This is a genomic window from Nonomuraea sp. NPDC050451 (genome assembly GCF_044458585.1).
Map to the genome: position 1 here is coordinate 251,827 of NZ_JBITHZ010000015.1, position 18,972 is coordinate 270,798.

At 70.3% G+C, this 18,972-nt stretch carries 17 protein-coding genes; 6 read left to right on the forward strand and 11 right to left on the reverse strand.

Annotated features, from left to right (window positions below):
* Positions 1-77 precede the first annotated feature (77 nt).
* Positions 78-1,157 carry a HesA/MoeB/ThiF family protein gene (locus tag ACIBI9_RS37650; protein ID WP_397229415.1) on the forward strand — a complete coding sequence of 360 codons (1,080 nt, stop codon included), beginning with the start codon at positions 78-80 and terminating at the stop codon, positions 1,155-1,157.
* 46 nt (positions 1,158-1,203) lie between these two features.
* Here the strand turns inward: ACIBI9_RS37650 and ACIBI9_RS37655 are convergent, their stop codons facing one another.
* The 3 genes from ACIBI9_RS37655 to ACIBI9_RS37665 form a co-directional block, all read right to left on the reverse strand.
* Positions 1,204-2,103, reverse strand: a complete 900-nt coding sequence (locus ACIBI9_RS37655) for a discoidin domain-containing protein (RefSeq protein ID WP_397229417.1) — start codon at positions 2,101-2,103, stop codon at positions 1,204-1,206.
* A gap of 15 nt (positions 2,104-2,118) precedes the next feature.
* Positions 2,119-3,675, reverse strand: coding sequence for an alkaline phosphatase D family protein (locus ACIBI9_RS37660; RefSeq protein ID WP_397229419.1), 1,557 nt, complete (start codon positions 3,673-3,675; stop codon positions 2,119-2,121).
* Positions 3,676-3,768: 93 nt separating this feature from the next.
* A complete protein-coding gene (locus ACIBI9_RS37665) occupies positions 3,769-4,554 on the reverse strand; it encodes a DeoR/GlpR family DNA-binding transcription regulator (RefSeq protein WP_397229421.1) in 786 nt (261 codons plus the stop codon).
* Positions 4,555-4,727: 173 nt separating this feature from the next.
* On the opposite strand from ACIBI9_RS37665, the gene ACIBI9_RS37670 reads away from it, so the two are divergent.
* Genes ACIBI9_RS37670 through ACIBI9_RS37690 form a run of 5 tightly spaced genes read left to right on the forward strand, consistent with a single transcriptional unit; the run spans position 4,728 to position 12,466 of the window.
* Complete coding sequence (locus tag ACIBI9_RS37670) at positions 4,728-6,032, forward strand: extracellular solute-binding protein (protein ID WP_397229423.1); 1,305 nt, start codon at positions 4,728-4,730, stop codon at positions 6,030-6,032.
* The gene (locus tag ACIBI9_RS37675; RefSeq protein ID WP_397229425.1) at positions 6,029-6,940 is read left to right on the forward strand and encodes a carbohydrate ABC transporter permease; all 912 of its coding nucleotides are present in this window, start codon (positions 6,029-6,031) and stop codon (positions 6,938-6,940) included. The genes ACIBI9_RS37670 and ACIBI9_RS37675 overlap by 4 nt, the downstream gene beginning before the upstream one ends.
* Positions 6,937-7,749, forward strand: coding sequence for a carbohydrate ABC transporter permease (locus tag ACIBI9_RS37680; protein WP_397229427.1), 813 nt, complete (start codon positions 6,937-6,939; stop codon positions 7,747-7,749). Before ACIBI9_RS37675 ends, ACIBI9_RS37680 begins: the two co-directional genes overlap by 4 nt.
* The gene (locus tag ACIBI9_RS37685; RefSeq protein ID WP_397229429.1) at positions 7,746-11,099 is read left to right on the forward strand and encodes a hypothetical protein; all 3,354 of its coding nucleotides are present in this window, start codon (positions 7,746-7,748) and stop codon (positions 11,097-11,099) included. Before ACIBI9_RS37680 ends, ACIBI9_RS37685 begins: the two co-directional genes overlap by 4 nt.
* A 47-nt stretch (positions 11,100-11,146) precedes the next feature.
* Positions 11,147-12,466, forward strand: coding sequence for a hypothetical protein (locus ACIBI9_RS37690; RefSeq protein WP_397229431.1), 1,320 nt, complete (start codon positions 11,147-11,149; stop codon positions 12,464-12,466).
* On the opposite strand, the gene ACIBI9_RS37695 is transcribed toward ACIBI9_RS37690, so the two are convergent.
* From ACIBI9_RS37695 to ACIBI9_RS37730, 8 genes are all read right to left on the reverse strand, one after another.
* Positions 12,439-12,687, reverse strand: a complete 249-nt coding sequence (locus ACIBI9_RS37695) for a hypothetical protein (RefSeq protein WP_397229433.1) — start codon at positions 12,685-12,687, stop codon at positions 12,439-12,441. The genes ACIBI9_RS37690 and ACIBI9_RS37695 overlap by 28 nt on opposite strands.
* Positions 12,688-12,812: 125 nt before the next feature.
* The gene (locus tag ACIBI9_RS37700; RefSeq protein ID WP_397229435.1) at positions 12,813-13,850 is read right to left on the reverse strand and encodes an aldo/keto reductase; all 1,038 of its coding nucleotides are present in this window, start codon (positions 13,848-13,850) and stop codon (positions 12,813-12,815) included.
* Between the two features lie 46 nt (positions 13,851-13,896).
* Positions 13,897-14,352, reverse strand: a complete 456-nt coding sequence (locus ACIBI9_RS37705) for a hypothetical protein (RefSeq protein WP_397229437.1) — start codon at positions 14,350-14,352, stop codon at positions 13,897-13,899.
* 82 nt (positions 14,353-14,434) lie between these two features.
* A complete protein-coding gene (locus ACIBI9_RS37710) occupies positions 14,435-15,409 on the reverse strand; it encodes an aldo/keto reductase (protein ID WP_397229439.1) in 975 nt (324 codons plus the stop codon).
* A 3-nt stretch (positions 15,410-15,412) separates the two neighbouring features.
* On the reverse strand, positions 15,413-16,321 hold the full coding sequence (locus ACIBI9_RS37715; RefSeq protein ID WP_397229441.1) for a carbohydrate ABC transporter permease: 909 nt from the start codon (positions 16,319-16,321) through the stop codon (positions 15,413-15,415).
* 8 nt (positions 16,322-16,329) lie between these two features.
* Complete coding sequence (locus tag ACIBI9_RS37720) at positions 16,330-17,229, reverse strand: carbohydrate ABC transporter permease (RefSeq protein ID WP_397229443.1); 900 nt, start codon at positions 17,227-17,229, stop codon at positions 16,330-16,332.
* Complete coding sequence (locus ACIBI9_RS37725) at positions 17,226-18,653, reverse strand: ABC transporter substrate-binding protein (protein ID WP_397229445.1); 1,428 nt, start codon at positions 18,651-18,653, stop codon at positions 17,226-17,228. The genes ACIBI9_RS37720 and ACIBI9_RS37725 overlap by 4 nt, the downstream gene beginning before the upstream one ends.
* Before the next feature lie 10 nt (positions 18,654-18,663).
* Positions 18,664-18,819 carry a hypothetical protein gene (locus ACIBI9_RS37730; RefSeq protein ID WP_397229447.1) on the reverse strand — a complete coding sequence of 52 codons (156 nt, stop codon included), beginning with the start codon at positions 18,817-18,819 and terminating at the stop codon, positions 18,664-18,666.
* Between the last annotated feature and the right edge of the window lie 153 nt (positions 18,820-18,972).

Genomic DNA, 18,972 nt, shown 5'->3' on the forward strand with positions numbered 1-18,972 from the left:
GGCTCCGTCTGACGGTGTGCCCCCGTGGGGGCGGCCCTTGGGCCCGCCACCACACCCTCACGGATCGAGGATTGACGATGCGGATCGTGCTGAAGGAATGCGCATGGGAGTCCTTGGGCGAGGAACTGCTCGTCCTCACCGACCCGCGCGAGGTGCTCACGCTCGGGGACGAGGACGGCCAGGTGGCGGCGCTCTTCGCGGCGCTCGGCCGGGGACCGTGCACGGTGCCCGAGCTCCAGGGCCGGCTGGCGGCGGCGGGCCTGTCCTTCAGTGAGGCGGACGTGCGCTCCGCCGTGGAGTCACTCGACGGGCTCGGCCTCGTCGAGTGCGAGTCCGACCGCACGCTCGGAGACCCCGACCTGGACGCCAGGCACCGCTCCAACCTCGCCTTCTTCGAGGCGTTCGCCCGGCTCGACCGGCCGCGGGCGGACTTCGTGAACAGCCTCAGGCGCTCGCACGTCCTCGTGCTCGGGGTCGGCGGCGCGGGCTCCTCGCTGGTGCAGTGCCTGGCGGGGCTCGGCGTGGGCCGGCTGACCCTGGTCGACAGGGACGACGTGGAGTCGCGCAACTTCGCCAGGCAGTTCCTCTACCACCACGCCGACATCGGCAGGTCCAAGGTGGAGTGCGCGGCCGAGTGGGTGCGAGCCTACGACCCGCGCATCGAGGTACGCGCCGTGGACCGCTGGATCACCTGCCCCGACGACCTGAAGGACCTCGTGGACGGGGCGGACCTGGTGGCCGGCGGCCTCGACGGGCACCCCGAGGCCCACCTGTGGGTGAACGAGGCGGCGGTGCGGGCCGGGGTCCCGCTCGTGGTGGGCGGGATGACCCGCTCGCAGGTCACGTACTACTCGGTGGACCCGGGGCGCAGCGCGTGCGTCCGGTGCGACTGGAGCGACCACCCGACGGCCGGCGAGGCGAGCCCCGGCGGCTTCGTCGAGCGCAACCGGGCCAAGCTGATGATCCAGAACGCGCTGATCGGCCCGCTGGCCATGCAGATGGGCTCGCTGGTCGCGTACGAGGCCATGCGTTACCTGACCCGCTTCGAGGAGCCCCAGGCGGCGGGCACGTTCGTCAAGCTCGACCTGCGCAACGGCCTGGCGCCCGAACGCCAGCCCTTCACCCGCGACCCCGACTGCCCGGTGTGCCCGCGATGACCGCGGGCACGGTGCGGCTACGACCGCCAGGCTGATCGAGGAAGCGTTACCGGACCTCCACCTCCGTGATGCGGGTGTAGTCGTTGGCGCCGTTCGAGGCCAGGGCGACGATGCGGACCGCGTCCGCCGTGACCGGGGCGAAGTCCGAGCGCACGCTGCCCGCGGTGTTGCCGCGGACCTGCGCGACCGTCTGCCACTGGCCGTTCAGCCCCGCCTGGACGTCCCAGTCCCGCAGCCCGTAGATCGAGGCCGGATAGCGCTCGGTGTGCAGGGTGTAGAGATCGACGCGGGAGATCTGCTTGGGGCCGCCCAGCGCGATCGACACCGTGTCCGGCCAGGCCCTGGCCGTGGCGTCGTTCCAGCCGTTGCCCCCGGCCCAGCCGTTCGAGCCGGGGTCGCCGTCGGCGACGCTGCACGGCGGGTAGTTCGCGTTGGTGTGCTGGGACGAGGCGGTGACGGGGCGGCGCAGGGCGAGATTGCCGCCGTTGTCGAGCTGGTCCAGGGTGACGACCTGGACGGGGACCGACAGCGTGCGGTCCGGCGTCTTCAGGCGCAGCGCGTACTCGCCTTGCGGCGTGGTGGGCGGCACGGCGATCAGCAGTTTCGCGCCGAGCTCGTAGCCGGGCGGCAGGTAGCTGGTCAGCATCGAGCGGGAGGCGGACAGCGGCGCTGTCACTTCGACGGACATGGTCGCGTACGACGGCTTCCTGGCGTCGCTGCGCATGCCGATCTCGAGCTTGGCCGGGCAGGCCGGGTCCACGCCGAGCGGGGCCACGACCCGGTCGGCGCCCGCGATGGGGGTCAGCTTGCCGGTGCCCTTGGAAGCGCCCGACCTGACGGTGAGCGACGGGTTCGACGCGGGCTCGGAGGGATCCTGCGCCCGGGCGGCGGCCGGGGTGGTCAGGACAACGGCGGTGGCGGCCAGCGCGGCGGTGAGGAGTCGCATGGTCGGTCCTTCCTGTCAGAGCGCGTGCAGGCCGGGCACGCCGTCGAGGGTCACGAGGCTGGCCCTGGTGGAGACCGGCGCGCCGGGCCGGTCCACGTACGGCACCACCTTGAAGTCCGCCCGCCACTGGCTCCTGGTGACCTCGCAGGAGACGTAGCCGCGCTGGTAGCTGGAGAAGCGGAGATGCGGGTTGACCGGGTCGGCGCCGCCGGGCGGCAGGCCGGTGTTCGGGTTGCCGTTGCCGCCGCTGGTGACAGAGGTGCCGACGAACTCCACGCCGACCGTGGGCGAGGAGGGGTCGTCGAAGTCGGCCTTGAGCTCCCCGGCCAGGTTGTAGTGGATGTCGCCGGTCAGCACGACGGGGTTGCCGACCTGCCGCTCCACCATGCCGTTCAGCACGCGGTCCTTGGCGGCCTTGTAGCCGTCCCAGAGATCCATGCTGAGCTTCTGCGCGGGCCCGGCGTCGTAGTCGAGCTGGATCATCGCGATCTGCTGGGCCAGCACGTTCCACTTGGCGCGGGAGGCGCCCAGGCCGTCGAGCAGCCACTTCTCCTGCTCGGCCCCGAGCATCTGCCGGGCCGGGTCGAGCCGCTCGGCGCAGTCGATCTGCTGCCCGTCGCCGCAGACCTGGTCGTCGCGGTACTGCCGGGTGTCCAGCACGTTGAACTCGGCCAGGTCGCCGAAGGAGAACCTGCGGTAGATCCGGGCGTCGGGCCCCTGCACGGCGGGCACCCTGATGGGCAGGTTCTCCCAGTACGCGCGGAAGGCGTTGGCGCGGATCACCAGGTAGTCCTGCTCGGACACCTCGCCGCCGGGGCCGAACCGGCCCGCCCAGTTGTCGAGCACCTCGTGGTCGTCCCAGGTGACGATCCACGGCGCCGCCTGGTGCGCGGCCTGCAGGTCGGGGTCGCTCTTGTAGAGGCCGTACTGGACGCGGTAGCGGTCGAGCGTGTCGCACTGCACCCTGAACTGCTCGGGCACAGGTGTGTTGCGGTTACCGCCCGAGGGCACGATGCCGTACTCGTAGATGTAGTCCCCGAGGTGGAAGACGACGTCGGGACGCTCCTCGGCGAGGTGGCGGTAGGCGGCGTAGTAGCCGTCCTGCCACGACGCGCACGAGGCGAAGGCCAGCCGCAGCGACTCGGGGCTGCTGCGCGGCGCGGGCGCCGTCCTGGTCCTGCCGACCGGGCTGAGCTCGCCGCCGGTGCGGAAGCGGTAGAAGTAGTCGCGGCCGGGGCGCAGCCCCTTCGCGTCCACGTGGACGGAGTGGCCGTACTCGGGGGTGGCCCACGTGGAGCCGTGCCCCGCGCGCCGGGTGAACGCCTCGTCCTCGGCGATCTCCCACTCCACCTTGATCTTGTTGTACGGCAGCCCGCCGAGCGGTTCGAGCGGCCTGACCGCCAGCCGGGTCCAGAGCATCACCCGGTCGGGCAGCGGATCACCGGACGCGACACCGAGCTGGAAGGGGTAGTCGCCTTTCACCGTGGCCGCCGCGGTCCACGGGTCGGCGAGGTCGGTGCTGAACGCCAGGGCTAATGCGCTGAGACCGAGGAACGAACGGCGCGTGTGCATGCTGCTTCCTCAGATGGGGGGCGAAAGCCCTCACTTTGTAGCAAGCAGGCAAGCTTGTAACAAGCCTGAAGTTAAAAATCACAGATCAGGGTGTTACAACTGGGCGACCTCGACCCGACGGTGCCGGTCGCGCAGGCGCTGCAGCATCTCGGCGGGGGCGTTGGAGTCGACCACGATGACGTCGAAGTCGTCGAGCGGCGCGACCCGGTGCAGCGCCACCCTGGCCAGCTTGGAGCCGTCCACGGCCAGGATCCGGCGGGTGCCCGAGCTCAGCATCGCCCGCTTGACCAGCACGATCTCCTGCTCCTGGTGGAAGGCGTACTGGTCGGAGACCGCCGAGGTGGAGACCACGACCACGTCGGTGCTGACCGCCTCGACCGCGTCCACGCAGCCGAGCCCGAGGAAGGAGTCGTGGGTGGCGTGGTACTCGCCGCCGAGCGCGATGAGCCGGATGTCGGGGGTGGCCGCGAGCAGCCTGATCGCCTCGAGGAAGTTCGTCAGCACGGTCAGCGGGGCGAGTTCGCCCAGGTGGCGGGCCACGGCCAGGGCCGTGGTGGAGTCGTCGAGCATCACGGAGCTGCCCGGTTCGATGAGCCCGGCCACCACTCTGGCGATCGCGTCCTTCTCCGCGGTGTGCGCCGTGAGCCGGTAGGCGATGTTGCTCTCCCAGACGTTGGAGGCCTGGGCGGTGGCACCGCCGCGGACCTTGCGCACCATGCCCTGGCGCTCCAGCTCGTCGAGGTCGCGGTGCACGGTCATCACGCTCACGTCGAAGCTCTCCGCGAGCTCCGTCACCGTGGCCGAGCCACGCCGCACGATGTGCTCGGCCATGTCCCGCCATCGGGCGGACTTGCCGGAGGTGTGCTGCCGCGAATTCAACCTGAGCCCTCACCCTCGCCTGGACGGTTGCGGATCCTACTCTTGACACCCTTCTCGGGCGACTCGTACCCTCCCGACATCCCTCATTTTTAACAAAATCCGCTGTTAACTTAACAGGCCCGTCATTAAAACGTTCGTATCGGCCACCCCCAGCGCCGGCGAGGAGACATGACATGACCGATCTGCGTGACGCCCGACTGAGCCGGGTCCAGTTCTTCCGCATGATGGGTGGCCTCGCCGTGGCGGCCGCGGCCACGGCCTGCTCGACCAAGCCCGAGACCACGGCCACCACGGGCGGCGGGTCCGCCGCCGGGGTCGACCTGAAGTTCCTCGGCGTGGCCGACCAGAAGGCGCCGATGGACGAGCTGCTGGCCGCCTACCAGAAGGTGAAGCCGGAGGTGCGGCTGACCGCCTCCTTCGCCCCCACCGACCAGGTGCAGACCTCGGTACGCACCCAGCTCGGCGCGGGCAACGCCCCCGACCTGCACGTGGTCTACCCGGGCAACGGCAGCGCCATGTCCATGAGCCAGATCGCCAAGGCCGGGCTGCTGGCCGACCTTTCCTCCCAGGCGTGGACGCAGACCATCCCCGCCGGCTTCAAGCCCGCCTTCCAGCTCGACGGCAAGACCTACATCTACTCCGCCGGTTCGTCGGTCATCGGCGCCGTCTACAACAAGAAGGCGTTCGAGAAGGCCGGTGTGGACGCCCCGCCGACCACCTGGACGGAGTTCCTCGCGGTCTGCGACAAGCTGAAGAAGGCCGGCATCACGCCGATCGCGCTGGGCGCGCAGACGCCGTGGGTCACCCAGCTCATCACGTACGCGCTGGTGCCCTCCACCGTCTACGCCAAGGACCCGACGTTCGACGACAAGCAGCTCGCCGGGCAGACCTCCTTCGCCCAGTCGGGCTGGCGCCAGGCCATGGAGATGTACCTGGAGCTGCAGAAGCGCGGCTTCTTCAACGACAAGCCGAACGGCACCACGTTCGAGCAGCAGATCTCCATGGTGGCCACCGGCAAGGCCGGCATGGCGGTCCAGGTGTCGGCCGTGCTGCCCGACTTCCGCAAGGCGGCCTCCTCGCCCGACGACCTGTCGATGTTCCCGGTGCCGGGCGCGGACGACGCCAACCAGGTGTGGATCCCCGCCGGCGTGGTCGTCGGCCTCGGCGCCAGCGCCAAAGGCAAGCACGTCGAGGAGGCCAAGGCGTTCATCGACTTCCTCGGCAAGCAGGAGAACATCAACGCCTGGGCCAAGGCCATCGCCGCCATCCCGCTCACCCAGGACTCCTCCTCGACCATCGACCCGGCCGTCCAGTCGTTCCTGCCGTTCACCAAGGACCGGGCGGTGCCGTTCATGGACCAGCGCTGGCCCAACGCCGAGGTGCAGCCGGTGCACTTCGCGGTGATCCAGGAGCTGCTGGCCGGCAAGTCGACCATCGACGAGGCGCTGAAGAAGATGGACGAGGCGTACAAGAAGTGACTTCCCTGACAGTCCAGCGGCGTTCGGCCGTCTCGCGGCGCAGGCGGCGCTTCAGCGCCACCTCGCCGTCCTGGCTGTTCGCCGCGCCCGCCCTCGTCGTCTACGCGCTGGTCGTGCTCTACCCGGCCGCGGCCGGCGTGGTGTACGCCTTCACGGACTGGAGCGGCATCGGCCAGGACATGTCCTTCGTCGGCCTGGCCAACTTCGGCGCGCTCCTGGACGACGAGCAGGCCATGGGCTCGATCGGCAACACGCTGCTGCTCACCGTGGCCATCGTGGCCGTCCAGAACGGCGTCGGCCTGCTGCTGGCCCTGGGCGTCAACGCCAAGCTGAAGAGCCGGGCGCTGCTGCGGGTGATCTTCTTCGCGCCCGTGGTCGTCAGCCCGGTCATGGTGGCGTTCCTGTGGAAGTACGTCTACAACCCCGACCCGTCGGCCGGGCTCAACGGCCTGCTCGGCCTGAGCGTGGACTGGCTGGGCGACCCGTCGGTGGCGCTGTGGTCGATCGCCGGCATGGTCGTGTGGCAGTACGCCGGCTACTCCATGGTCATCTTCCTGGCCGGGCTCGAAGGCGTGCCCAAGGAGCTGCACGAGGCGGCCATGATCGACGGGGCGGGCACCTTCCAGCGCTTCCGCTACGTCACCTGGCCGCTGCTGGCCCCCGCGGTGACGATCAACCTCATGCTCTCCACGATCGGCGGGCTCAAGCTCTTCGACCAGATCTTCGCCGCCACCAACGGCGGCCCGGGCTACGCCACGGAGACCCTGTCCACGGTGCTGTACAAGCAGGCGTTCGTGTTCGGCAAGTTCGGCTACAGCACCGCGATCGCGCTGGTGCTCGCCCTGTTCGTGGCGGCGGTCTCCCTCGTCCAGGTCTACTACCTGCGCAACCGGGAGGTGACCGCGTGAGAAGGACGTTCCTGCTGGAGATCGTGATGATCGCGGCGGCGGTCGCGTTCCTGTTCCCCGTCTACACGCTGATCTCGCTGTCGCTGAAGGACCCGGCGCAGATCTCCCAGACGCCGCTGGCGCTGCCCGACCCGCCCACGCTGGACAACTTCGGCAAGGCGTGGTCGGCCGCCGCGCTCGGCCCGTCGCTGGTGAACAGCACGGTGATCACGGTGGTCAGCCTGGTCCTGCTGATCGCGCTCGGCTCGTTCGCCTCCTACTTCCTGGCCCGCGTGCAGAGCAGGCTCGGCTACGGCCTGTACGTCCTCTTCCTGCTGGGCATCGTGCTGCCGTTCCAGCTCGGCATGATCCCGCTCTACGAGCTGGTGACCGACCTGGGGCTGATCGGCACGCACGCCGGGATGATCCTCTTCTACACCGGCATCCAGCTGCCCTTCACGGTCTTCCTCTACACCGGCTTCATCCGCGCGCTGCCCCGCGAGTACGCCAGCGCCGCCCAGATCGACGGCGCCTCCCACCTGACGGCGTTCACCCGGGTGGTCTTCCCGCTGCTGCGGCCCATCACCGGCACCGTGCTGATCCTCAACGCCGTCTTCATCTGGAACGACTTCTTCACCCCGCTGCTCTATCTGGGCGGCTCCGGGTTCGAGACGGTCCCGGTCAGCGTCTTCGCCTTCGTCGGCCAGTACGTCTCCGACCACGGACTCGTCTTCGCCGGGCTCGTCCTCGGGGCGCTGCCGATCGTGCTGGTCTTCCTGGTGCTGCAGCGCTACGTCATCAAGGGCTTCTCCAGCGGGCTCAAGGGATGAACCTGGCCGACGTGCTCCGCGAGCCGCCACGGGAGTTCTCCCCGGCGGCCATCTGGTGGTGGAGCGGCGAGCCGCTGCGCCGCGACCGGCTGCGCTGGCAGATGGAGCGGCTCGTCGCCGGGGGAGTGCGCAACCTCGTCATCCTCAACCTGGCGCCGTCGGGGCCGCTGTTCGGCTCCGACGCCGACGACCCGCCGTTCCTGTCCGAGGCGTGGTGGGAGCTGCTGGACGGCGTCTGCGCCGACGCCTTCGAGCTGGGCGCGTACCTGTGGTTCTACGACCAGCTCGGCTTCTCCGGCGCCGACCTGCAGGCCCGCCTTGTCCAGGAACGCCCGGAGTTCGCCGGGCAGTGGCTGGCCCCCGACGGGACGGTCTCGACGCGCGGCTTCGACTACCTGTCCCGCGAGGCGTGCGCGGTGCTGCTCGACCGGGTGCACGGCGAGTTCGAGCGGCGGGCCGGCCACTGGTTCGGCAAGGTGATCGCCGGGTCGTTCCAGGACGAGCTGCCGACCGTGCCCACGTGGTCGGCGACGTTCGCCGAGGAGTACGCCGCCCGGCGCGGCCGGCCGTTCACCCTCGACGCGCCCGACTGGCACGCCTACCAGCTCACCCGGGCCGAGCTGGCCGAGGAGGCGTTCTTCCGGCCGCTGGCCGACTGGCACGAGCGCCACGGCCTGCTCAACGGCTGCGATCAGCAGGACCCGGCCCGCGCCGGGCATCCCGTGGACGGGGTCCGGCTCTACGCCGACTACGCGCGCACCCATCGCTGGTTCAGCGCGCCCGGCTCCGACCACCACGGCGACGCGCGCCTGCACTCCTCCCTCGCCCACCTGTACGGCAGGCCGCGCACCTGGATCGAGGCGTTCCACTCCAGCGGCTGGGGCGGCACCCTGGAGGAGACCTTCGACTGGCTGCTGCCCTGGTTGCGCGCCGGTGCCAACCTCTACAACCCGCACGCCGTCTACTACACGACCCGGCGCGGCTGGTGGGAGTGGGCGCCGCCGTCCACCGACTGGCGCCAACCCTACTGGCGGCACCACCGGGTCTTCGCGGACGCGGTGACCCGCCTGTGCGCGGCCCTGTCCCTGGGCCGCCACGCCTGCGACGTCGCGGTGCTCCTGCCCACCGCGACGTCGCAGGCCGGAACCCGGCTGGACGGCGTCGGCGCGCAGGCCGCGCGGGCGCAGGAGGTCTACCGGGAGCTCGTGGGCGACATGGCGTGGTTCGCGACCGTGCCGGGGGCGCTCGACCGGCTCGGCCTCGACGCGGACGTGATCGACGAGGACTCGGTGCGGCGCGCGAGCGTGCGCGACGGGCGGCTGGCCGTCTCCACCGAGGCGTACCGGGCCGTCGTGCTGCCCGCCGTGACCGTGCTCGACGAGGACGTGGCGGCGCAGTTGAAGGAGTTCGCCGCCGCCGGCGGGCTGCTGGTCGCGGTGGGGACGGTCCCTGACGGGCTCCCGGCCGTGCTCGCGGAGAGCGCCGAAGGGCTCGGGGCGGCGCTGGCCGGGCTCGAACGGCGGGTCGAGGCGCCGGTGCCGCCGCTGGTGCGCGAGATCGGGGAGACCACGCTGGTGTTCCTGACCGCCGCGTTCCCCATGGCCAGCAGGATCGGCGTGGGGCGGCCCGAGGAGCGCGGCGTCGAGCTGGGCTGGCTGGACGCCGCCATCGACTTCGACCCGTCCCGGTACGCCCGCGAGATGCGGGTGAAGGTGCGGGGCGTCTCCGGTACGCCGCTGCTGGCCGGCCCGTTCGGCGGGGAGCCCCGGGCGCTGCCGTGCACGGTGGACGGGGACGCCGTGGAGGTCGTCGTGCCCTTCGACGACGGGCCCGCCGCCCTGCTGATCTTCGACGGCACCTCCCGGGTCCCGGAGGCGCGCCAGAGCTTCGGGCACGAGGTGGAGCTGGGCGAGGAGTGGGACGTCGAGCTCGTGCCGACGCTGGACGACACCTGGTCGGACTTCGGCAGCCGCGCCGTCGTCGAGCAATGGACGTTGCGCACGCCGGACGGCGAGCCGGTGCACGTCACGTTCGAGGCCCGGGGCGAGCAGCGGGTGGGCGCCGGACCGTGGACGCCCTCGGTGTGGTCGCCGTCGCGCGGGCTGCGCAAGGACCCGATCCACCGGGAGACCCTCGGCCCCAAGGGGCACGTGCCCGTGGAGTTCCTGGCGTTCGGGACGGTCGGGGCCGGGGAGGAGGCCCGCTTCCGCAGCCTGCTCACCGTGCCCCAGGCCGGTCTGCTGGCGATCGGGGCGGGGGCGGCCAAGACCGCCTGGCTGGACGGCGAGGAACTGCCGCTGGACGACGCGGGATACGCGGCGGTCTCGCGCACGCCGCTCGCACCCGGCACCTACCTCCTGGAGCTGCGGCTCGTCCCCGACGAGGAGCTCGACCTGCGCGCCTATGCCTGCCTGGTCGCCGACCCGCGCGACGCGGCCCTGCCCGAGTGGATCGGCGGGTCCATGGAGACCACCGTGCACGTCGGCGAACCTCCGTACGAGCTGCTGCAGGTCGCCTCGACCGCGTACTGCCGGGTGCTGGTGAACGGGGCGGAAGCGGGCAGGCAGGGCGGGTTCGACCCGTACGAGGAGGCGGACATCCCGCGGGTGCGCCGCTACGACGTGTCCGGCCTGCTCCGGCCCGGCGGCAACACGATCAGCGTGGAGTCGGACGGCTGGGTGCTGGTGGACGGGCTCGCGGTCTCCGGTCCCGGCTGGGCCTCGCGGCCCCGCGTACGGCGGCGCCAGCAGGGCGACCCCGCCGCGCTCCACCTGCGGCCCCGGCCGCATCCGCTGCCCGAGGCGGGCTGGCTCGACGGGCGCGTGACCGCGCTGCCCGCTGCGTTCGCGGTCCCGGGCGGACACCCCGGCCCCGCACGCCTCCTGCTGGACCCGCCGCCCGGCGTGACCGGCATCGAGGTCGACGCGACGGGTCCCGTACGGATCCGCGGAACGGAGCTGGAGGTCACCGGGTCGCTGACCGGCCCGGTCCGCTTCACCTGCGGCCCCGGCCGGATGCGGCTCGGCGACTGGGAGGAACGCGGCCTGTCCGGCTACAGCGGCGGCGTCCGCTACCGCACCACGGTCACCGCCACCGCCGGGCCCGGCGTGATCGACCTCGGCAGGGTCCGCGGCACCGCCGAAATCACCGTGAACGGCCGGTCCTGCGGGATCCGGGTGTGCTCGCCCTGCACCTTCGACGTACGGCTGGACGAGGGCGAGAACACGATCGAGATCCTGGTCCTGGGCACCCTCGGCCCGTTCATGGACGAGGTCAGCCCCACCCACTTCGTCTTCGCCGGCCAGCGCAGCACCGGCCTGTTCGGCCCCGTCCGCCTGCGCACGCCCTGACAGCGTGCTGACAGCCCTTTACCAGGGCGGCCGGAGACCGTGAGGTCATGGACATTCGACTCGGAGTGGTGCGAGGTCTCCAGTACGGCCTCGTCGACAAGACCGACACGTTCGCCCCGCAGGTCAGGGAGCTGGGCGCGGGGCTGGTGCGCGTGTTCCTCTACTGGTCGCAGCTCGAACCCGAGCCCGGCCGCCACGACTGGTCGGCGGTGGACGCCGTGCTCGACCAGTTCGACGACGACACCGAGCTCTGGTTCACGCTCGGCGCGGCCTCGCCCTGGGGCTCCACCCGCTCCACCGACCTGCTGCCCGCCTCGCCGCCCCTCGACCCGGCGGCCTACGCGGCCACGCTGCGCGCCCTCGTGACGCACTGCCGGGGCCGCGTGCGCTACTGGCAGTGCGAGAACGAGCCCTGCATCGCCCTGTTCTGGGCCGGCACGGCCGCCGACTACGTGGCCCACCTCGCGAACTTCCACCAGGCGGTCAAGAGCGCCGACCCGGAGGCCACCGTGGTGCTCGGCGGCTGCCCGCCCGGCGTCTTCCCCGCCCAGGACGACTCCGGCGGCGAACGGGACTTCTTCCTCCAGGTCATCGAGGAGGGCCGGGACGCCTACGACGTCTTCGACATCCACCTGTACGGGGACCCGTACCTGATCCCCGGCACGATCGAGGACGTGCGCGCGGTCGTCGGGGGCAAGACGGTCGTCGCGGGGGAGTACAACGGGCCGGTGCCGACGGAGTACCCCGAGGTGTTCGAGCACCTGGCGGAGGTGATCGAGGCCGGGGGCATCCAGCCGTGGCACCGCCTGACCGTCGAGGACCTCCACGAGGGGCGGCTCACCACCGAACCGGTGCGCGCCGCCATGAATCGGCTCTACGACCGGATGGCCGAGCTGCCGCCCACGCTCCAGATGTTCATGACCGGCTGCCCGGCGGAGCTGGAGGACCTGCGGCACCAGATCAACGCCGACGACCTCGTCATCAGGAACATGCTGGCCCTGTCGTCCGGCCTCCGGCTGACCGTCTGCTGGCAGCTCGGCCCCGACATGCCGGAGCCGCCCGATCCGTACAACCTCCTCCAGCTGATGTTCTCGAAGTTCCAGCTGATGACCTTCGAGGGCGGCACCATGTCCGTGCGGCATCCCGGCGCGGACGCGTTCGCCGAGCTGTCGTCGCGGCTCGCGGGCGCGACGGACGTGCGCCGGGTGGAGGTGCCGGGACGCCCGGACGCCCACGTCTTCGAGCTGGTCGGCACGGGGGTGGAGGTGGCCTGGCTGCGCCCCTCGTCCCCCGAGCCGCCGGCTCTGGTCCGGAACGGCACGGTCCTGGGCGCTCGGCCTCAGTTCACGTACGCCCACAGGTCGTAGGTGGGATATTGCGGGTTCTGCGGCTGGGTGGTGCTGCACCACCAGGTGCTCCACCGGCCGTTCTGCTGGCCGGACTGGCCGAAGGAGATGCAGACGTCGTAGGGCAGGTAGGAGTAGACCTTCTGCAGGGTCGGGTCGGCGTGCGCGGGCGTGGCCACGGTCAGGACGGGGGCGAGGGCCGTGGCCGCGAGCAGCGACAGGGCGGCGAGTCGGTGACGCACCAGGTCTCCCATCTCGAAGAGGGCGGATCACCGTAAATTGCACGACGCGGTGATCCGCCGCCGCAACGGCGCCACCCCCGCCCCCTTGGCGATCAGCGCTGATGCCCGTCGCCGTCGTGAAATTTTCAGGAGGCGATGGGCGGGTTGAGCCGGGCGAAACCCTCCTGGCGCCGGTACGGGAAGTACGGGTACGCCGCCGTGGTGGCGCCGGCCGCGTCCAGCCGGGCCACCTGGTCCGGCGTCAGCGTCCAGCCGATCGCCCCCAAGTTCTCCTGGAGCTGCGACTCGTCGCGGGCGCCGACGATGACCGAGGAGACGGTCGGGCGCCGGAGCAGCCAGTTGAGCGCGACCTGGGGGACCGACCTGCCGGTCTCCGCGGCGATCTCGTCCAGGGCGTCCACCACCGCGTACAGCAGGTCGTCGGCCACCGGCGGCCCGAAGGAGGCGGTCTTGTGCAGGCGGCTGCCCTCGGGAAGAGGCTGACCGCGCCGGATGCGGCCGGTGAGGCGGCCCCAGCCGAGCGGGCTCCACACCACGGCGCCGACGCCCTGGTCGTGGCCGAGCGGCATCAGCTCCCACTCGTAGTCGCGCCCGACCAGGGAGTAGTAGACCTGGTGCGCCACGTAGCGCGGGTAGCCGTACCGCTCGGCGGTCGCCAGCGACTTCATGAGCTGCCAGCCCGAGAAGTTCGAGACGCCCACGTAGCGCAGCTTGCCCGCCCTGACCAGGTCGTCGAGCGTGGACAGCACCTCCTCCACCGGGGTCGCCGCGTCGAAGGCGTGCAGCTGGAACAGGTCGATGTGGCCGGTGCCGAGGCGGCGCAGCGCGTCGTCGACCGCCTTGATCAGCCGGTGCCGGGACGTGCCCGCGTCGCCGGGGCCGTCGCCCATGGGCAGCCCGGCCTTTGTGGAGATGAGGGCTCGGTCCCGCCTCCCCTTGAGCGCCTGGCCCAGCACCTCCTCGGACGCGCCGTCGGAGTAGACGTCGGCCGTGTCGAACATCGTCACCCCCGCGTCGAGGCAGATGTCCACCAGCCGCCGGGCCTGCGCCACGTCGGTGTCGCCCCACGCGCCGAACAGCTCGCCCTTCCCGGCGAACGTGCCGGCGCCGAAGCTCAACGCCGGAACCTTGAGCCCGGACGCCCCCAACTGCCGATATTCCATGAAAAGTCACTCCTTAATGGGTCTACCGTCCCCTTAAGGTAGCACGCTAACGGGAAAGCTGTTTCATTATGGAGTCGCGGCGTCGGTGGAAGGAGAGGGAGGTGAGGCAGAGCAGCACGGCCCACACCGCGCAGTAGCCACCGAAGAGAGCGCCGCCGCGCTCGGCGAACAGGGCGCCGGCGGTCATGCCGATCGCGCCCGCCGCGGCCATCGCCGCGCATGTCCACAGCAGCGCCGCCATCGTCCGGCGCGGCAGCGGCCGCCGGAAAGGAATGAGGGAGGCCAGCACGACGGCGGCCACGAGCAGACCGGCGGCGGCGTTGGCCCACTGGGCCCGCGCGACCTCGCCGGGTCCGTACTCCAGATAGGTCTCCGGGGCCACGCGCGGGCCGCCGGTCACGCCGATGCGCTCGGCGAGGGCGAAGTGAATTTTGGACGCGACGTAGAGCAGCGTCCAGGAGGCCGCTGCCCAGACGGCCCATCGTCCGGTCCGGGTGATCATGTCACGATCGTGCCGGTCGTCCGGGCAGCGGCGGATCCCCGTGACGAGCGAGCGCCCTCACTCTCACGGGGGAGACGGCTCCTTACGCCTCGATACCGGCCTCCTTGGCGGCGCGGTCGATGGCGGCCAGCTCGTCGTCGGTGAAGTCGAGCCGGTCGACGGCGGCCACGTTCGCCTCGAGCTGCTCGGGGCTGGAGGCGCCGACCAGCACCGACGTGACGCGCGGGTCCCTGAGCGCCCAGGCCAGGGAGAGCTGTGCCACCGTCTGCCCGCGGGAGGCGGCCAGCTCCGACAGCGACCGCACGAACGTCAGCACCTCCGGCGTCACCCGGTCGGGGGTGAGGAAGCGCGCCTCGGCGGCCCGCGAGTCGGCGGGGATGCCGTCGAGGTAGCGGTCGGTGAGCAGGCCCTGGGCCAGCGGCGAGTAGACCACGCAGCCGACGCCCTCCTGCTCCAGCACGCCCAGCAGGCCGTGCTCGATCTTCCGGTTGAGCAGCGAGTACGACGGCTGGTGGATCAGCAGCGGCGTGCCCAGCTCGCGCAGCAGCCGGGCGGCCTCCGCGGTGCGCTCGGGCGAGAAGTTCGACACGCCCACGTACAGGGTGCGCCCCGTGCGGACCATGTAGTCCAGCGTGGCCACCTGCTCCTCCAGCGGCGTCTCCTCGTCGTCGCGGTGCAGGTAGAAGATGTCCACGAAGTCGAGGCCGAGCCGGGCCAGCGACCGGTCGAGCGTGGCGAGCAGGTGCTTGCGCGAGTTGCCCTTGCCGTACGGGCCGTCCCACATGGGGTTGCTGCCCTTGGTGGTGACGACCACCTCGTCGCGCAGCGACCGCGGCAGGAGCCGGTTGAACGTCGCCTCGGCGGCGCCGAACGGCGGGCCGTACCGGTCGGCGATGTCGAAGTGGGTGATGCCGAGATCGAGCGCCTTGTTGAAGATGGCGCGCTGGCTGTCGAGGGATTTGCCCCCGCCGAAGTTGTGCCACAGGCCGAGCGACACGGCGGGGAGGAGAAGACCGCTGCGGCCGCACCTTCTGTACGGCTGGCGTTCGTAGTCCAAGGATTACCTTCCTGCGATTCCGGTGAGCGTGACGCCCCGGATGAACGTCTTCTGCGCCAGGAAAAAGATGACGAGGATGGGCAGCATCGACACTAGCGCGACGGCCATCATCTGGTTGTACTGGGTCACGTACTGACCGTTGAACATGCCGAGCCCCTGCGCGAGGGTGATCTTCTCCATCGAGCGCAGGTAGATGGAGTTCTCCAGATACTGGTTCCAGTTGCCCACGAAGGAGAACAGGCAGATCGCCGCGATGGCGGGCTTGGCCAGCGGCAGCATGACGCTCCACAGGATGCGCAGCTCCGAGGCCCCGTCGATGCGGGCCGCGTCGATGAGCTCCTGCGGGATCGTGGTGAAGAACTGGCGCAGCAGGAAGATGTAGAGCGCGACGCCGAAGAACTCCGGCACGACGAGCGGCAGATACGTGTCGACCCAGCCGAGCTTGGAGAACATCACGAACTTCGGCACCAGCGTGATCTCGCGCGGGATCATCATGGTCGCCAGCAGCGCCGCGAACATGAAGCCCGCCGCCCGCGCCCGCAGCCGGGCGAACGCGTACGCCGGCAGGATGCACGAGACGAGGTTGCCCGCCATGGACAGCGCGGTGATCACGATCGTGTTCAGCAGGAACCTGGTGAACGGCAGCGACCCGCTCCAGCCCTTGGCGTAGTTGTCGAAGTTGAAGGAGTCGGGCAGCCACTGCGGCGGGAAGGCCAGGTTCTCGGCGTCCGACTTGAGCGAGGTCGTCACCATCCACAGGAACGGCAGCAGGAACACCGCCGAGCTGATGACCAGCAGGATGTACGCGCCGGAGCGCCGGATCCGTCTGACGCGCTCGGCCTGCTCCGAGCTCAGGGGCTTGCCACCCGGCCGGGAGGGGCGCGCGGGCTTGACCGCGGTCTCGACGAGCATCGGCGACCTCATTTGAACTCGTAGTGCACCCAGCGCCTGGCCAGGCCGAACTGGATCGCGGTCACGGCGATGACCAGCACGAACATCGCCCACGACAGCGTGGCCGCGTACCCCATGTCGAAGTAGACGAACGCGTGCCGGTAGATGTAGAGCCCCAGCACCATCGTGGCGTTGCCGGGCCCGCCCTCGGTCATGACCAGGATGAGCACGTAGCTCTGCAGCGCCGCGATGAACCCGGTCACCACGTTGAAGAAGATGACCGGAGACATCATCGGCACGGTCACGCTCCAGAACCGGCGCCACCACCCCGCGCCGTCGATCTCGGCGGCCTCGTAGAGCGTCTTCGGGATGCCCTGCAGCCCGGCCAGGTAGATGACGATCGTGTTGCCCGCGCCCCACACGCTCATCAGCACGAGCCCGGGGATGGCCCACTCCTGCGAGGCCAGCCAGCCCGGCCCCTCGATGCCGAACGACGCCAGCACCTTGTTGATCAGGCCGTAGTCGGGGTGCAGGATGTTCAGCCACAGCAGCGCCGTGGCCAGCCCCGACACCACCGACGGCAGGTACATCACGGTGCGGAACAGCCCCTGGAAGCGCAGCGGCTGGTTGAGCAGCAGCGCCAGCAGGAACGTGAACGACACGCCGAGCGCCACCGAGCCGAGGCCGTACTGCACGGTGTTCTCGATCGACTCCCAGAACTCGGGGTCGGTGAACATGCGCTCGTAGTTGGCGAAACCCACCCATGTCGGCGGCTTCAGCAGGTTCCAGTCCATGAAGCTCAGCACGATCGCGCCGAGGATCGGGCCCGCGCTGAAGAGCACGAACCCGATGACCCACGGCGAGACGAACAGGTGGAAGCGCCGCGCCTCGCGGCGCGCCAGCGTGCTGCGGGCGCTGACGGCGGTCATGCGATCTTGTTCTCGGCCAGTACGGGCGTGACCTTGTCGGCGATCTCCTTTAGCGCGTCGTCCACGCTGATCTTGCCGAGCATCGCGCGCTCCCAGATGGGCTTGGCCGTGTCGACGATCTTCTTGTTGGCCGGCAGCCGCAGCACGCCGTCGTCGGAGGCGTAGTCGGCCAGGACCTGCTTGACCAGCTTCGCCGTCTCGTCGGGGATGCCGATCGCCTTGGCGTTGGCGTCCCAGGCGGACTGCCGGGCGGGCGCGGTGATCTGGCGGAACTTGTAGCCGGAGGACGACAGGAACTCGTGCATGTAGATCCAGGCGGCGTCCTTGTTCTGGGAGGAGGCCGTCATCACCAGCGCGCTGCCCACGGCAGGGGTGAAGCGGCCGGCCGGGCCCTTGGGAATGTGCGTGGCGCCCCACTTGAACGCCGTCTGCTTGGACAGCTCCAGCATCAGCCAGGCGCCGTTGATGAGCATGGCCGCGTGCCCGGTCTTGAACGGGTCGACCTTCTCCAGCAATTGCAGCTCGGCCAGGCTCGGCACCGCCTTGTCCTTGACCAGCAGGTCCAGCCAGCGCCCCATGGCCTCCCTGGCCTTGGGCTCGTTGATCATCACCTTCGACTCGGTGGCGTCGAGGAAGCGGCCGCCGAACGGCATCAGGAAGACGGCGCTGAGGTCGGGGGCCGGAACCGGCATGGGGGAGAAGCCGTAGATCTTCTCCGCGCCCGACCCGCTGGTCATCTTCTTGGCCGTCTCGAAGAGCTTGTCGAACGTCCAGTTCTCGTCCGGGTGGTCGATCCCGGCCTTGTCGAACAGGTCCTTGTTGTAGAAGAGCAGCTTGGGCGCCATGTCGGTGGGCAGGCCGTACAGCTTGCCGTCGCGCTTGAAGTAGCCGAGCCCGCTCTGCGGGATGTCGTCCATGTCGAACTCGGGCGTCTTGGCGATGAACTCGTCCACCGGATGCAGCACCTGGTTGGAGATGAGGTTCTGCGTCCAGGAGTAGTGGTTGTAGAGCACGTCGGGCAGGGTGCCGCCGGCGGCCTGCGTCATGTACTTCGTCAGGAACTGGTCGAAGGGCGACGACTCGCGCTTGATCTCGATGTTCGGGTGGCGCTTCTTGAAGAAGAAGTCGAACTGGGCGTTGCGTACCTCGGTGACCGCGTCCGTGGTCATCGCCACCGTGATCGTCACCTTGGACGCCGGGTCGGGCACGTTCGTCTTCGGCCACGTCAGCGAGTTGTCGAGCTGCTCGGCCGCCTCGAACGGCCAGGCATCGCTGCCCGGCCGGTTGGGGTCGATCAGCTGCGCGCCGGACTTGACCGGAGCCGCGGCCTGCTTCTGCTGCCTGGTGTCCGCGCAGGCGGACAGCACGGGCGCGGTCGCGGCCGCCACCGCCAGGGCCAGCATCCGGCGACGGTTCATCTCCATGGTGGGCCTCTCAAAGGAAGAGCTCGATCGCCGGCACCGCCACGTCCGGGCGCTGCACCGGGAGCTGCTGGGTCAGGGGTCCGGGCGGCAGCGCGACCAGCCGGGCACCAGAGGTCGGATGTATCGACACGCCGATGGGCTGGACTTGCGGCTGTCCGTGAGGCATGGCCGTACCGTAGACCCGGTAATTAACTTCGTCAAGAATTGAATTGAAAGCGCTTGCAACCTAGGCTCTAGCGCACTGTGAGGAGATCCGGACGCCTTGACCGGTGGCCGTGCCAGGTGTGGGGACGGCCGGTAAGCCGCGATCGACTCCTCC